Raw genomic sequence first — 17,096 nt, forward strand, 5'->3', positions numbered from 1 at the left:
TTCGTCTGTAGTAAGATGAGTATAGGTCATTTGTCTTCACTCCTTATAATTCTTTGGACGGAACTATTTTGAGTGTAGCACAAATGACTTATTTAGTTGTCTAGCTTAATTTTACTATCGGCGTTTGCTGCTGCCAATATTATTTGCTGTAAATTTCTTGAATTATCAAAGCTGTATCCCGTTGCTTTCTTCTAGGTCAGTTTTTAAAAGAATATTTGGGTACATCCTGATTGTATTTGCATGGGTTATCATTGCTTTGATATTTACTGTTATTACAACATAAAAATACTAATAGAAGAATTCAGGGGAATTTCAAGTATTATATTGCTGATCTGCATTTTTTCTTATTTCAGTAAAATGTCTTGTTTATGCAAAATGCATAAGATTTTTCCTTTAGATTTCAGTAAGATATTCCTGAACATACGGACTAAATGACAAGGGAGAAGATATAAATGAAGAAATTTATTGGAATTGCTTTGGGAATAATAATTATTGGTGGAATTTTTGCCAGTATGGATTCTGATTCAGAGAGTAAAGATGAAAAGGATGCAGAGGTTACACAAAGTACCGTTCAAGAGGAAGCTGTTGAAGAAGCGGCTGCAACAGATATGGGGGACTTGGGAAACTATCATGTATCAATTAATGATTTCGTTTTTGCAAAGGATTATAATGGTGACGACGTAGCCGTAATTACTTATGAGTTCACGAACAATGATGACAAGAATGCAATTTTCCTGACATCAATCTCTGCAAAAGCTTTTCAAAATGGTATTGGCTTAGATAGAGCGATTATGCTTGAAGAAGGCTATGTAGATTCTCTAACGGAAATTCAGCCAGGTGCAACCTTATTGTTAAAGGTACCTTATAAGTTGGCGGATACAGTCTCCCCGGTCTCTGTTGAGGCGACAACATTGTTTAACAATACAAATAAATTAGTGAAGGAATTTGTACTGCAATAAACGATGTGCGATTCAATAATGTACAAATATATCAACCAACTATTGGTGGTTCAATTGATTTTTTTGTAGAAAATCAATTTTAACTTTTTAAAAGCAGAGAATATACAGGATGCTTTTAGCGGCAGTGTATTAAAAGCTGGAACAAGTGAATGTGGGGGTTCAGGTTATTTGGTCCGTAAATGCTCATCTCTGCCCAATTGTCTCCACCGGATACAACTGCCGAACCACAAAAAGAAATGCCTTGTTACTTCAGGCATTTCTCCAGATTTATAGCTGTATGTAAAAGGTCAGGAAAAACTCTAGTTAAGAGTTTCCTGACCTTTTGCTTTATCTAAAATAAGGTAGTAGTTATAAATTGCAGCAGTGCCAGTAAGATTTCGAATACAGCAATCGTGGTACAGATAATCAAATGTCTTCTTTTTCTCATCATCACGACAGCAATGAATTCTCTTAAAAATGCATTGGGAAGGTAATAAAAAGCTGTTTTGGAGCCGATTCCGTCTGCTTTGATATTAGCCTTTCTGGCAAATAAACCAGCGCGAAACAAATGAAAATTATTTGTTGAGAAAATTGCATGATAATCTGTTCCTTGGAAATCTTTTTCCATGATTTCTTTTGAAAAAAGCATATTTTCAAGTGTGTTTGTTGAGTTTGCTTCTATTAAAATGTCACTTTCAGGAATGCCCAGATTAACAGCATAATTCTTCATGGCCACACTTTCTGCAAGCTGTTCATCATCGCCTTTGCCGCCTGACATTAGTAATTTCGGCGGTACCTCCGTCTGCTTTTTTTGTTTTTGGTAAAATTGAATGGCTTTTTCGATTCTGCTGCCGAGTAATGGGGAAACTCTTTTTCCTTCAATCAGACCGGCTCCAAGGATAATAATGTACTGTTGATTGTATTTTGGCCGGTTAAACTGATAAAGAATGGAGAGCGTTAGAAAATTATAGAATACAATAGCGAAATAGACCAAAATTACCGGTAAAATAGAAAATAGGGTAGCTGCCCAGTTTGGAAGAAAACGACCTGAAACATAGTTGAGTATAAGGAAAGCAGTTAGTCCAATTGCCAACAGAAAGGTCAGCAAATTACTCAGTGAATGCCCTTCGCGTTTCCGGACAACTATGGCATTCCAATACAGAAAAATAATCAGTGTATAGAGTCCAATCATAAGCAGCAGGAGGATCGGAACTAAAGCAGCGCCTAAAAGAACAATCAGCAGAGGACTTTCTGTGCTGAACACCAGCAGGGTTAAATAGATTCCGATACTGATTAGAAACAAGTTGAATAGTAGACCGTTTGTCAGTCGTCTCTTCTCCTTTTTATAAGGTATAAAGAAGAACCAGAAAAAGGTAAAAGGGAGAATAATAAAATAAGTTCGATTACTGATTTCCAGTGAGAGCAAGTAGATGACAAAACAGCAGAGTGACCAGATAAATTCATACAACAACCAGTTTCTTTTTTTTCGATAGTTGCACCAGACAGGAATTAGCAGAACCCCCAAAAAGAAAAGAACAGCTAAAGAAACATTAAAATACATCATCATAATAAATTAAACTCCTTTGGGTAGATTACACCTATTAGTATAGTAGAAAACTGATTTTAATGATAACAAAAATAACTTTTAGTTGTTATGGAGAGCCTTTTTGAAAAACTAGAATATTAGTAACGAACATTTAACAAATAGATATGTTATCTGATTGTGATAAAAGTAGTTTTGTCGGATGCTGGAGAATTTGATATAATTCAGACAATAGCAATAAGGAGGAATATTAATGGGCTTATTCAGTGGATTAATCGGTAATGCCTCAACCCATTCCAATGAGAAGGTTGAGGAAAAGCTAAAAAAATTTTTGGTACCTGGAGAACAGGTGGAACTTGCATTCAAACTGATTCGGGATTTGGTCGTTTTTACAGATAAACGGCTGATCTTAGTGGATAAACAGGGCATGACAGGTAAAAAATCGGAATATAAATCGATTCCCTATCGATCCATTTCACGTTTCTCAGTGGAAACTTCTGGACATTTTGATTTAGATTCAGAATTAAATATTTGGATTTCAAGCGGGATGGAACCGGTTGAAGTACTGCAATTTGGGAAAGATAAGAATGTACTTGAGGTGCAAAGAGCTTTGGCAGCAGCAGTATTAAGATAGTTGGTTTAGTTTATTTGAAGCTGATCCGTTTGAGAGAAAAGCTTTGTGACAGCAGCAAAAACAACTGTAGTTTCTTATATTGAAGAGGGGAAAATGATTTTTTTGAGAATCATTTTCCCTTCTTTTTTACTGTTTTAATCAAAAATGAGTAAAAAACATCTAAATGATACAAAAACCTTCATTATTTCATCTTTTGCATAGCCATTATATAAGCATGTCATATTCTCATCGTAGTAAAAAAACAAACAGGATTCTAAATAGATAGTCATTCTAATAGAAATTTCATAAAATGAAGAAAAATAAATAACTGAAATATTTATAAAAAAGTCTGACATCTTCCTGTAAAGTCGGTGTTATATAGTGCCATCAGATCTTGCGTAAAAGTGTTTACATTTTAAAAAGAAGTGGTTATAATTACTAACATTAGAAAATGATGAAAAAATGAAGGGATAGAAAGAGGTGGGTGGTCAATGAGTAATCAAGCAAGAAAGACATTTGAAAAAAATGGTCACACGTATCATTATTTTGCACTGGATTCTTTGAATAAGATTATGGATGTGACGATTACTTCACTGCCATATAGTATTAGAGTACTGCTGGAAAATCTTATCCGTCAGGAAAATGGTCGTGAAGTGACAGAAGCACATATTAAAAATCTGGCATCGTGGAATGCATCAGGTAAAAATACGGGAGAAGTTCCTTTTAAACCGGCTCGAGTTATTTTGCAGGATTTTACGGGAGTGCCGGCAATTGTTGATTTGGCAGTTTTGCGGGAAACCTATGCCAAATTTGGCGGAGATCCTCAACATATCAATCCGGAAATACCTGTTGATTTAGTTATTGATCATTCTGTTCAGGTAGATGTTGCCGGAACGAAATTTGCGTTGGAGCGGAATATGAAAATGGAATTTCAGCGAAATGAAGAACGTTATCGTTTCCTGAATTGGGCACAGAAAGCATTTGATAATTATCGTGTAGTGCCGCCTGCAACAGGGATTGTCCATCAGGTGAATATCGAATATTTAGCAGATGTGGTTGCTCAAAAGGAAATAGATGAGAAAAATACGCTGATTTATCCAGATACACTGGTTGGAACGGACTCTCATACTACTATGGTTAACGGCTTGGGTGTACTGGGCTGGGGTGTTGGAGGGATTGAAGCGGAAGCCTGTATGCTTGGCGAACCCTCTTATTTCCCGATACCGGAAGTTGTAGGGGTTCAGCTGACCGGACATTTGCCGGAAGGAGCTACTGCAACAGATTTGGCATTAAAGGTTACGCAAGTGCTTAGGGAAACCAAAGTGGTTGGGAAATTTGTTGAATTTTTTGGTTCGGGTTTGGAATCATTGTCTTTGGCAGATCGTGCGACAGTTGCAAATATGGCACCGGAATATGGTGCAACCTGCGGCTTTTTCCCTGTAGATGATGAGACAATTCGCTATTTGAAGCTTACTGGGAGAGACACAAAAGGAATTGCCATCACAGAGGAATATTTAAAGAGAAATAACCTCTATTATTCAGCAGAGGATCAAATTTCCTATACTCAAGTGGTCAGCATTTCATTAAATGAGATACAAGCAAATCTGGCAGGACCCAGAAGACCGCAGGATTTAATACCGTTGGCAGAGATGAAAGAAGCTTTTAGCAATGAATATAAAGCAAAAGAAGATATGGATACATCAAATAGTTCTGAAAAAAGATCGGTTCCCGTAGTACTGGATGGCAAAGAGTACGAGCTGGAAAATGGTGCAGTAGCTATCGCAGCGATTACCTCTTGTACAAACACATCCAATCCTCATGTTATGTTAAGTGCCGGATTATTGGCTAAGAAGGCTGTAGAACGAGGCTTGACTGTTCCAGCTTATGTCAAGGCTTCTCTGGCTCCTGGTTCCAAGGTGGTAACTGCGTATCTGGAAAATTCAGGACTTCTTCCTTATTTGGAAAAATTAGGCTTTTATGTTGTCGGTTACGGCTGTACAACTTGTATCGGAAATTCAGGAAATCTGAGAGAAGAAATAGAAGATATGATGGCTGAGGAGGAACTGCTGCTTGCTGGTGTATTAAGTGGAAATCGAAATTTTGAGGGGCGTATACACCCTTTGGTAAAGGCTAATTATCTGGCTTCACCCCCGTTAGTAGTACTTTATGCACTGGCGGGAACCGTGGATATCGACATGATGAATGAACCGTTGGGGGTAGATACTACAGGCAAACCTGTTTACTTAAATGATATTTGGCCGACTGATGAAGAAATTCAACAATGCATTGATTCATGGGTAACTCCGGACTTATACCAGCTTCATTATCAGCAAGTTTTTAATAATAATGAAGAATGGAATAACATTGAGTCTGTCGACACTCCATTATATACATGGGAAGAGGACTCTACGTATATTGCGAATCCTCCATACTTTGAAGGAATGGAAATTGAAAAGGAAAGTGTTCCTTCATTGAATAATCTGGCCGTTTTGGCTAAGTTTGGCGATTCTGTCACGACTGATCATATTTCTCCAGCTGGAAATATACAAAAAAACAGTCCTGCCGGGCAATATCTGTCCGAGCAGGGAGTGGAACTCAGGGATTTTAATTCTTATGGCTCTCGTCGGGGGCATCATGAAGTTATGATGCGTGGAACTTTGGCCAATATTCGTATACACAACCAATTAATTCCGGAAATTGAGGGCGGCTTTACCCGATATTTTCCAACAGATGAAGTATTACCCATTTATGATGCTGCAATGAATTACAAGAAGGATGGAACAGGAACAATTATTCTTGCAGGAGAGGACTATGGAATGGGCTCGTCTAGAGACTGGGCTGCAAAAGGGGTTCAGCTGCTGGGTGTCCGTGTGGTCATTGCCAAAAGCTATGAACGGATTCATCGGTCGAATCTGGTTATGATGGGGATACTGCCATTACAGTTTAAACTCGGTGAAGATGCTGAGACTTTGGGACTGACTGGCAAGGAACGTTTTGATATTCAGCTTCCCAATCGGATTGTTACTGGAACTGAGGCTAGTATTACTGCTTATGGAGAGGCTGAAGAAAAGATTCAGTTCACTGCGATTGTTCGTTTTGATTCTGCAGTGGATGTCAGCTACTATCAGAATGGTGGGATTTTGCCGATGGTCATCCGTAAAAAGCTGGCGAAAGAAGTCACTGTATAATAGAAGATAAGGAGGAACTCACATGCAGGTTCATAGAGGTTTGGACGGTGTCGTCGTTTCTGAAACAAAAATCAGTGCTATTGTTGATAATCAATTACTGTTTGCAGGCTATAACATTGATGAATTAGTTGCAAAGGAAATTCTTTTTGAAGAAGTCATTTACTTACTCTGGTATTTACAGGCTCCAACTATGGAAGAACTGGAGAAATTCAAGGAAGATTTATATGCTCAGATGCCTATTTCTGATACGATTATTACTTGTTTAAAGATTCAAACACATGAAAACCTTCATCCGATGAGTGTACTCCGATCAACAATTTCTCTGTTAGGTGTTTTTGATCCGGATGCAGAGGAGACAAGTCAGGAGGCTGTTTATCGTCAGAGCGTATCTATTCAAGCCAAGATACCGACAATTGTAGCAGCTTACTCAAGACTGAGGAGAGGTCTGGATCCAATATCACCTAAACAGGATGGAACAGAGCTTGCGGCGAATTTTCTATATATGCTCACAGGTGAGGAACCTGAGGAAATGCAGATAAAAGGGATGAATGAGGCATTGGTGCTTCATGCAGATCATGATTTTAATGCCAGTACGTTTACTGCAAGAGTCTGCTCTTCGACACTTTCAGATGTTTACTCCTGTATTACTGCTGCAATTGGTTCATTGAAAGGTCCGCTGCATGGCGGAGCAAATGAAAAAGTATTTGATATGCTGACAGAAATTGCGGCAGGAAACTTATCTGTTGAAGATCATCTGGATCAAAAGTTGGATCGGAAAGAAAAAGTTATGGGCTTTGGACATCGTGTATACAAGGTGGAGGATCCAAGGAAGAAGCATTTGAAAAGACTGGCACAGGAACTGACTACAGCGACAGGTCGTCAGCAATGGTATTTTCTATCCTGCCAGATTGAACAGTATTTAAAATATAAAAAAGGATTAATACCAAATGTGGATTTTTATTCTGCAACTGTATATCATTGCCTGAATATCGATAGTGATTTGTTTACACTATTATTTGCAATGAGCAGAGTTTCCGGCTGGTTGGGGCATGTCTCAGAGCAAAAGATTGAAGACTGTCTGATACGGCCAAGATCTCTTTATGTTGGAGAAACACACAGACATTATCCGGTGAATTCGGGAATAATGAGACAAGGAGGAATGGAAGCTTGAGTGAGGGACAAAAAATTGGAATGAAACAGGGAAATTTAATAGTATCTGATCACCCCATTATTCCTTTTATTGAAGGTGATGGGATTGGACCTGAAATTTGGGCAGCCAGTCGTGCAGTTTTTGATGCCGCTGTTCAGAAAGTATATCATGGAAAAAGAAAAGTACAATGGCAGGAGCTGCTGGCAGGAGAAAAAGCATTTAATACAACAGGAAGCTGGCTGCCGGAAGAGACACTTGAAACACTTCGTACTCATCTTGCAGCAATAAAGGGGCCATTGACGACTCCTGTTGGCGGAGGATTTCGCTCTTTAAATGTGACTTTGCGTCAGGAACTGGATCTTTACATTTGTTATCGCCCGATCCGCTACTTTGAAGGAGTTCCTTCTCCACTGAAGCATCCTGAACATACAGATATGATGATTTTTCGGGAAAATACGGAAGATATCTATACTGGAATTGAGTTTCCTTCAGGCAGCCCGGAAGCTGAAAAACTAATTGCTTTCCTGAAAAATGAACTTGGCAGTAACAAGATTCGTTTCCCAAATACATCGGCTATTGGGATTAAGCCTGTTTCGAAGGAAGGGACCGTCCGTTTGGTGCGTGGAGCAATTGAGCAGGCAATTAAACAAAAAAGAAAATCGGTCACGTTGGTTCATAAAGGGAATATTATGAAGTTTACAGAAGGCGGATTTAAGCAGTGGGGCTATGAATTGGCTGAAGAAGAATTTTCTGAGCAAACGTTTACTTGGAAGAACTATCTGCAAATTAAAGAAGTACATGGGAAAGAACAAGCAGACGAAGCTTTGGAAACAGCACAAAAACAAGGGAAAATTATTATAAAAGATCGTATTGCTGATATTTTTCTACAGGAAATTCTATTGCACCCTAAAGAATATGATGTAATAGCAACCCTCAACCTTAATGGGGATTATGTTTCTGATGCGTTGGCGGCTCAGGTTGGAGGAATAGGTATTGCGCCAGGAGCAAATATGAACCTTCAAACAGGACATGCTATCTTTGAGGCAACTCATGGAACAGCACCTGAATACGCTGGGCTGGATCAATTAAATCCCTCTTCTCTACTACTGTCAGGCGCTCTCCTTTTTGAGTATATAGGCTGGAATGAAGTCAGTGAAGAGATTATCGCAAGTATCGAAAAAGCGATCATTGCAAAGACTGTAACAAAAGATTTTGCTGATCAAATAAGAAATGCCACCCAGTTGAAATGCTCTGAATTTAGTCAAGAGCTGATTCGGCTTATTCAGGAGAAAAACTAAAACTAAGGATAGGTACAAAAAAGAAACCAGGATTTGAATTCGTAGTACTATCCGAGAGCTAGATTTTGGTCTAACTCTCGGATAGACGGTTCAATAGTCCTGGTTTCTTTTATGAGAAATTATGATAGGCATGTATTATTTTTACTGAAATAAAAAAACTATGAAGAAGTGAAATATTCGGATGAAGCCATCATTTTTTTGTTTATCCATTAAAAAAATGAGAGTTTATTTCCTGAGAGAAAGCTATTTTGTAAAACAAACGAATTATTTTAGTTTATTATTCAGTATTTTTATTAAATAGAAATAGAACGAGTAAAAAAAACTTTTGTTAAAGAGTGTTTCTGGTTACAAAAATTTAGTGATTTTAAATTTTTTTATTAAAAGTATGAAATGAGACATAGACATAGAGGAACGAGTGTTATATCATTGTTTTAAAGGGTTTGTTATCAAATTATATGTTATTTTTTCTTATATGATGCAGTTAAAAGAAAAAATGTAAAAAATAATAATTCGGCACCCACTTTTCTATTCAATTATTCATTCATTTTAACTTAAGAGCAAGGATTAGTCTACACTAAAAATATATTTTTGAGAATAATTTCAAATGTTTTTGGTAAGAAATGATATGTTTGGAGATGTCATGTGAAAAAATATTTTTTAAAATCGATATTTAGAAAATAACACTGAAATTTTATACATATTTTTAAGCCGTCAAATAAGCCGTCATTTTTTTGTCGAAAGGGATGTTATTTTATGAGCAGAAGAGGAGAAAATATTTATAAGAGAAAAGATGGACGGTGGGAAGGTCGTTACATCAAAGCACGAGATGAACGAGGGAAAATAGTCTATGGTTATGTTTACGGCAGGAAATATACTGTTGTTAAGCAAAGATTGGCTGAGATGAAGGTTCAATATGTTGCAAGTTACGGTAGTTTAAAGATTTACGAAGGAACACTGGAACAATGGCTGTGGTATTGGTTGAATGGTCCAATGAGAGGCCGTATTAAAATATCCACTTATCTAAATTATAGATTGAGAATTGAAAAATATATTTTACCTTTTTTAGGACAGAAAAAGCTTATCCAAATTCAAACCCGCCATATACAGGAATTTATCTATTTTTTGGAAGGCACAAACATCTCCAGCTCCTCTATTCGCGCAATACTAACGGTGTTGAAAAGCGCATTGAAGCAGGCAGTTGTTGAGAACCAGCTGTTGATTAATCCGTGTCTTAATATCAGCTTTAAGAAAAGTGAAAGTGAGGATGTTAAGGCTTTGTCAAAGAGTATTCAGACAAAAATTGAGGAAGCTGCATTGAAGGAAAAGCGCTGCTCTGCGGCTATTCTTTCGCTTTACACAGGCATGCGGATAGGAGAGATCAGTGGTTTAAGGTGGTCTGATATCGATTTTGAAGAAAATAGACTATATGTTAGTCGAACCATCTACAGAATTATTAATGCTGATGGAGAGCAGAAGACTCAGATTGTTATTGACGAGCCGAAAACAGCTTCTTCCAAGCGGGTTATTCCAATAGCACATAATTTGAAAAGATATTTAATGGAAAAACGAAAGGAAAGTGATTCAGAGTATGTTGTTTCCTGTAAGAGCAGTTTTGCTGAACCGAGAGTAATCAGCTATCGGTTTAAAAGGCTGCTGTCTGCAATAGGAATGACTTCTATTCATTTTCATATGTTGAGACATACTTTTGCGACCCGATGTGTAGAAAGTGGAGTAGATATCGTCACGATCAGTAAGCTATTAGGGCATTCATCTACAAAAATGACGTTAGATATCTATGCAGACTCCTTATGGGAGAATCGAATGCAGGCAATAACATTAATGGATCGACGGTTGGAAATGGCAGATTAGGCAATTGTATAAATCTGAAAATAATTAAACTAGAAAGAGAGGTTGTGACAGAAGTGTTCTGTCTCAAGAACCAGGTAGGTATCATGCATCATCTACTCTGACAAGTCAATCGTAGTGATTTATGACAATAAGTCGGACTATACGAAAATAGCTACTCATATTTTCAGTATAGTTCGACTTATTTCCGAAGAGACAGCTTCTGCGTCTACGGTTCTCACTTCGTTCCGATCCTCGAAGCATGGAGGGGCTTTGGAACACCGTTTATTCGGTTTTAGGGGACTTAGACATACTTATGTCACAGGCCCTCTTTTTTTTTAGTCTTTTAAGTCGTCAAATAATGGTCAAACTTGTTATTTTTTATTGTACAGGCAAGCTTGGAAAGAACTTTTCTTTTAACTGCATCATAAAAGAAAAAGAAGATTTATCCATATTAAAGAACGTCACGTTTTTGACCACTTAATTCTCATATTGCTAACCGTCAAATAAGCCATATGAAACAAGGCACCCACTATTTTGTTCATTATAACGTAAAAGGTTCAATTTGTAGAGCCAAACGGTTGTAAGAATAAATTCAAATACTTTTTTTGAGATTGAGGAGGAGATAAGATGCATCAGATTGGATATTTGGTGTCAAATAATCAAAAAAGTGGGTACATCGATAGTATTTTGGATAACCAATTGTATAAGTTTCGGAAACTCGATGAAGAAGAATTTTCTGATCTTTCTTCATTAGAAGGGATTGTTTTGGAAGAAACAAGTGCTACGGATGTCAGTTGGGTGTGTAATTTGCTAATGAAGATTAGAGAAAAATCAGACGTGCTCGTCTGGGTCTTGTCTCCTAATACTGCAGTTCCGAAAACAATGAGAATTGTTTATTTACAGTTAGGTGCTGATGGTGTTGTAGACAGTTCCAACGATTTGGATGAGTTTAGTCTTATTGTAAAAAATGCACTTGAACGACATAAAATGATGGAATTTTCTACTATAGAAGGAACGCAAATAATCAATGAAAGTGATTCAGTCAGTAGGAAAAAGAATGAAGCAGAAACCAATTTTGAACTGCTGCCTAAGAACTTGAGTGTGCGCCTGAAGGATGGAAAAGAAATTGATTTGACAAAGCTTGAGTTTATGACAATTCAGTATTTACATAAACATGCGAAAGAAACAGTAACTTATGAAGAGCTTTATGAGAATGTTTGGAAAGAAAGCGGAAAGCTTTGCAAGTATCGCGTCAGCAACATGATCTTCCACCTGAGAAGAAAAATCGAAACCGATGAAAAAGATCCTAAATACATAAAAAATGTGCGGTCAATGGGCTATAAACTGGTTATTTAGGGAAAAGGGGGGATTGGGATGTGTATAACGAACGATGAAATTTGCCGCGAAACTGGCTAATTGATCAAAAATGGAAGGAGGAATACTTTTCAGTTTCAGGCAAAAAACACAGGGAAATAATAGGAGGAAATTATTTTGAAAAAGGCAAGAATTTTAAAGCACGGGCTTCTGACATTGGCAACAGTTGCGGCAATCAGTGCAGTTACTTTTGGTGCAGCGCCAGGCACGCCATTGGAAGCCCAAACAGTTGAAGCAGCTGCATCAGGTACAGTTGAAGTATCGACATTTGCTCAATTTGAATCTGCGTTAAAGGATGTAAATACTAAAGTAATCATTGTTACACAAAGTATTGCATTCAACAAAAATGTTACTCATATTCCAAACCGTGACGTAGAAATTCGTGGTAGAAAAGGGCAGGGGGTAGTAATTAATTCTGGACACTTCTCTATTTATGGAAAGCAAAATACAAAAGGGAAAAATACTTTAACTATTAAAAATGCTCGTATTATTGGAGATAGCGGTAATGGACGGTTCTTCACTGGTGGAGCAGGAAATGGTCCTTTAAGCTATGGATGGGATGTTGTAGCTCAAAATGTTAACTATGATGGTGCTCGTTTTGTTCATTTAAGTGAAGGGAAATTAACATTCTCAGGAACAAATGTAATCAATACTAGAGCTGAAAATGCTTGGGTTCATGATTTGGAGTTTGAAGCAGGGTCCACTTATACAGGAATTGCGGCAAATAAAGATCATTCTCAATTCTCAGCATTCTATTTCAATGGTTCATTAGTAAATTGTAAAGCAAACGGAGAAGTAAAAATTGGTGACGGAGCAACTGTAAATGTGAAGATTGGCCCTCAAAGTAATGTGAATTACTATTATCCAGTATTCTACGATAAAGTTCACAAGGTTGATGTTGGTGTAGGAGCTACATTAGATGTAGATGCTGCAGGGACAGCATTTGGATTTATCCCACGTGCTAACTATGTAAACAAAGCACCTTCATTGAACTTGGCAAGCGGAGCAAAAGCATACTTTAACGGACGTGGCGGTGGAAATTATCCTGCTGTTTACTTCCAATACTATGGAGCTCAATTGAATATGGAACCTGATTCTGAATTTGTAGCAACAGGAAACAGCACAATAGGTACATTCCGCAGCGAATATAAAGGTGCGGTTATCAACTTAAATGCACCTGCAAATTTTGAAGTTACCAATAAGAAAGCTGGGGCAAAGCTTTTCTATTCGACAGATACAACGATTAATGCGACAGGAGTAAACGACATTTATACTTGGACACAAGTTGGTGGAGAATATTTGGATGCACCATCTTCAACATTTAGTGGTGGAGAATTTGCTATAAACTTCGGAAAAATTTGTAATAGTAAAACACTTTCAGTAACTGGCGACTTATCACAACAGTTCAAAATGGAAAACTATGGAAAAATTTCTTTACAAGGTTCACTATTTTAGAAGGTAAACAAGATAAAATTAGCTGTGTCTCAAAGTTATCTATTTGAAGTAATTTACTGTCTTTTTAATTTTCAGACACAGCTTTATAAGTAATTAGATTGACAATTAATAGAAGAAAGGAGGGAAATTATGAAAAATAAGACATTAAAGTTAGGAGCTGGACTAATTACCATGGTTGGACTTGTTTTGTCAGGAATTTTATATTTCAGGGCAAACAGTACAATAAATGCAGCTCCAATTACTTTTCCAGAAGGATATTCAGCATTTGATCAAACGAATACTCCACTGGTAAATATTCTTAAAGGGAATAGTACGGACCCTGATGGAAATATTGTAGAAGTACCAGGAGAATATGGGACGGTTTTTAGACTTTCAGATAACACTTCTTATGAAGTTGAGGGGAATACAGACTATGTGGTTAGCCAAACAGTTGTTAGGGTTGGTGAGTCAGCTATTCCTACTAATACAAAGTATTATCGTTTTAAGCCATTTAGTTCAACATTACCTATTAATGAAAAACCTTCTGTAAAAATAAAAAATGCTGGTATATATAATGGCAGATCAATTGATTTAAAACTGGTAATGGATCAAATTGATATTACAGCTGAATATGTAAATTTTATTGCTGTGGATCCAGCTGATGCTGAGCTAACAAATTCAGATGCAACAATGCCTGTATCTTCAAGCTCAGCTCCTAATTGGGGAAAGTTATTTCTTTTTTTAGGAAGTGGAAACCAAACTTCATCCGGTAATAAAAATATTTTGAATAACAAATATTCTCAAGGTGATAGTTTTGATTATCATTATGAATTTTACGATAGTGAGACTAATGCCCGGATTGATCAATTTAAAGGTACTTGGAATTTCCTTAATATTAATAAACAAAAAGCAGTATCTGTTGAGCATTCCAATCTGACTGATTTTAGTGATATCTATATTCGGGAATATGATACCACTTCAAATAACTTTATTGGTATAAAAAAATCTACTAAGAATGGCGAGAGTAATCCAGATTTTATTGAACTGTATGCGGGTGGAACATCTTTGCTGACGCCAAATACTAAGTTAACAAAATTAGTCAAAGGCAGCGAAATAAATATGTCTGTTCAATTTAAAAATGATACTTCAGGTGCGATGGGTATTACGTATGATTCCAATTCTTTAGTAAGAATTGCTCCTTCTCGACCTATTGTCTATGGTGATCGAAATAGTATTTCGAATGGTAATAATGGATATATGGATTTACAATATACCATTCGCCAAGGAACTTCCCCAAATATGTTTGATGCAGCTAATGGTATAGATAACCGAAATGATAAGTTTGAAGTTCAGTCTGAAGTTCCAGACTATTATGATGTAGATCAAAATGCTACAAAGGTTTATAACTATTCAACCGGAGCTGATGTAACTGATCTTTTTACTATTGAAGCAACGGGTAACAAGGTCAGAGTTATTGCAAAAAATCCAAAAAGTGATGAGTTTGATGGTGAAGTATTTGATATCAAAGTTGTGGCCAAGCCTAATTTATCATTTGATTTTGAAGCAAACAAGGATTTTTATGGTTATCAGTATTCTGGTGAAAATAATGGATACATGACGAACTTTGAAATGGGCGGTACCAAGACACAAACAGTTTACAGTTATTCAACAAAAACTGAGGTTGCATTGATTTCTCTTACGCCTGAAGAACAAGTTGATTTGGGCCGTGACAGAGAAAGCCAATCACAAGTCCGTTATGACGGTATACCATATGCTGATGCAAGAGAAGATCTTCTTTATCCAAAAGGAACTGAATTTGATGCATTGACAGAGAGCCAAATTCTTTCATCTTTAATAAAAAATGTTCATACCGATACAGGAAATACAATCTTGGATGAGCCTGTCAGCGTATCTGTTGATATTTCAAGATTACCGGATACAACTGTACCAGGAGAAGAAGTAACAGTTTATGTTATCTTGACGACTCCGCAGGGTGTAACTAAAGAAGTACCTGTAAAAGTGGCAATTGGTGAAACACAGGCTGATGTAACTGTTCATTTTGTGGACGATCAGAATCAGACAATACGTACATCTATTTCAATTACTGGAGAAATGATTGGTCAATTTGTTGACTTGACTCAAAAAGCAGAAGTTTTAGCTGCGATTGAGGAAATAAAAGCTCTGGGTTATGATGTTCAATCTCGTCCGCCAAATGAAACGGCTGTTGAAGTGCTTTCTGGCGGTTCAGAAGCTGCGTATGTATTTGTTCGTTCAGCAGCATCATTGACTATAAAGTTTGTTGATGAAACTGGAGAAGTTGCGACACCTGTGGTTATTCCGGGTAAAGTAGCTGACAAGATTGATTTGACACAAGAATCAGATGTTACAGACCAATTAACTGCATTAACAGATGCTGGTTATGATATTATCCAACGTCCAGGTACTGAAGATGCAGTGGAAATTACTGTTGGCGGAAGAACAGTTGAATATGTTCTGAAGAAAGCAGATGCAACTGTAAAAGTAAGCTTCATCTTTGCTGCTGATTTCAGTGATTTGAAGACTCCGATTATTTTAAATAAAAAAGTAGGAGATATTGTTGATTTGACAGCTGAATCATCAATCAGCAATATGGTCGCTATCATAGAGAGTGAAGGGTATACGGTCATTTCAAGACCATCAAATGAAACAGCTCTCACTGTGGCAAGAGGCGAAAATGCTGTGAGTTATACATTTGTGATAGCAGAAGCTGTTCTTAAAGTTCGCTTTGTAGATGAGCAGGATGCAGATATCCGACCAGCAGTAGATTTGTCCAAATCAATTGGTGACAGTGTTGACTTGACGCTGGAACAAACAGTCTTGGATGCAATCACTAGTTTGGAGACAAATGGTTATGACATCATCACAAGGCCATCAAATGAAACAGGCGTTGAAGTTGTCAGCGGCGGTTCAGAAGTGAAATATGTTCTGGCAAAAGCTAAAAGTACCGTCATTGTAGAATTTGTTTATTTGTCCAGAAATGACACCTATAAAGCGGTTCCTGATGTATCTTCTGTTACTTTATCAGACAGAGAAGTAGGGAAAACAATCAATCTGACACAGGAGAGCAGTGTGATTACAGCGATTTCTACAATCATTTCTAAAGGCAGGTTCACATTGTCAGATTCAAATCGTCCAAGTGATGAATCTGCTGTATTGGTAGAACGAACACCTAAAACAGTGCGATATATCTTTGTTGGGTTGTTAAAATTGGAATCAGTTCCAACACTGGACTTCCGTACACAGTCTATTAAAGTAACAGATGAAGTAAAAGTAAATGATCCTAGTCTGATTGATAATGAAAACTATACTGAGTCTGATGATGTTGACAATAAGGATAAACTGATTATTTCAGATTATCGCTATAGTGAACGTAGTTGGACATTGTCAGTGAAATTAATATCACCTTTGCTTCCTGATGAGGCAAATCCTGATGAAGCCTATGTATTGCCTGATGCGATTCGTTATCAAACAGGTAATAATGAACTAACCATTACTGAAGATTTAGAAGAGATTGTGACTGAATCATATGAAGGTGAATATGATCTCAGCTCAACATGGACACCGGAAGGAACAGGCTTTAAATTGGAATTGCCGGCAGGGTCAGTAAATAAACTCGGAAAGTATAAAGCAACCATGCTTTATTACTTGGAAAATACACCATAAACGGATGG

10 protein-coding genes are annotated in these 17,096 nt (G+C 37.2%); 9 read left to right on the forward strand and 1 reads right to left on the reverse strand.

The window, feature by feature from the left end; translation table 11 throughout:
- Window positions 1-452 precede the first annotated feature (452 nt).
- Window positions 453-959, forward strand: a complete 507-nt coding sequence (locus LI954_RS15120; RefSeq protein ID WP_229444864.1) for a DUF5067 domain-containing protein — start codon at window positions 453-455, stop codon at window positions 957-959.
- A gap of 331 nt (window positions 960-1,290) precedes the next feature.
- Here LI954_RS15120 and LI954_RS15125 read toward each other — a convergent pair whose 3' ends face one another.
- Entirely contained in the window at window positions 1,291-2,505 is a 1,215-nt protein-coding gene (locus LI954_RS15125) for a YdcF family protein (RefSeq protein WP_229444865.1), read from the reverse strand.
- A gap of 229 nt (window positions 2,506-2,734) precedes the next feature.
- On the opposite strand from LI954_RS15125, the gene LI954_RS15130 reads away from it, so the two are divergent.
- The 8 genes from LI954_RS15130 (at window position 2,735) to LI954_RS15165 (ending at window position 17,088) form a co-directional block, all read left to right on the forward strand.
- Window positions 2,735-3,115, forward strand: coding sequence for a PH domain-containing protein (locus tag LI954_RS15130; protein WP_202067391.1), 381 nt, complete (start codon window positions 2,735-2,737; stop codon window positions 3,113-3,115).
- Between the two features lie 470 nt (window positions 3,116-3,585).
- A complete protein-coding gene (acnA, locus tag LI954_RS15135; protein ID WP_229444867.1) occupies window positions 3,586-6,282 on the forward strand; it encodes an aconitate hydratase AcnA in 2,697 nt (898 codons plus the stop codon).
- Window positions 6,283-6,304: 22 nt separating this feature from the next.
- Entirely contained in the window at window positions 6,305-7,453 is a 1,149-nt protein-coding gene (locus LI954_RS15140; protein ID WP_229444869.1) for a citrate/2-methylcitrate synthase, read from the forward strand.
- Window positions 7,450-8,730, forward strand: coding sequence for an NADP-dependent isocitrate dehydrogenase (icd, locus tag LI954_RS15145; protein ID WP_229444871.1), 1,281 nt, complete (start codon window positions 7,450-7,452; stop codon window positions 8,728-8,730). The genes LI954_RS15140 and icd overlap by 4 nt, the downstream gene beginning before the upstream one ends.
- Window positions 8,731-9,483: 753 nt before the next feature.
- Window positions 9,484-10,599 (forward strand): tyrosine-type recombinase/integrase, encoded by a 1,116-nt coding sequence (locus LI954_RS15150; protein ID WP_202067387.1) that lies wholly within the window; start codon window positions 9,484-9,486, stop codon window positions 10,597-10,599.
- 606 nt (window positions 10,600-11,205) lie between these two features.
- Window positions 11,206-11,934 (forward strand): winged helix-turn-helix domain-containing protein, encoded by a 729-nt coding sequence (locus tag LI954_RS15155; protein ID WP_229442237.1) that lies wholly within the window; start codon window positions 11,206-11,208, stop codon window positions 11,932-11,934.
- Window positions 11,935-12,069: 135 nt separating this feature from the next.
- Window positions 12,070-13,407: a pectate lyase-like adhesive domain-containing protein gene (locus LI954_RS15160; RefSeq protein ID WP_202067386.1), complete on the forward strand. Its 1,338-nt coding sequence runs from the start codon at window positions 12,070-12,072 to the stop codon at window positions 13,405-13,407.
- A gap of 129 nt (window positions 13,408-13,536) precedes the next feature.
- Window positions 13,537-17,088, forward strand: a complete 3,552-nt coding sequence (locus tag LI954_RS15165) for a MucBP domain-containing protein (RefSeq protein ID WP_229444872.1) — start codon at window positions 13,537-13,539, stop codon at window positions 17,086-17,088.
- Window positions 17,089-17,096 lie beyond the last annotated feature (8 nt).

The sequence above is a fragment of the Enterococcus sp. CWB-B31 genome (genome assembly GCF_020567645.1).
Lineage (GTDB): Bacteria > Bacillota > Bacilli > Lactobacillales > Enterococcaceae > Enterococcus_L.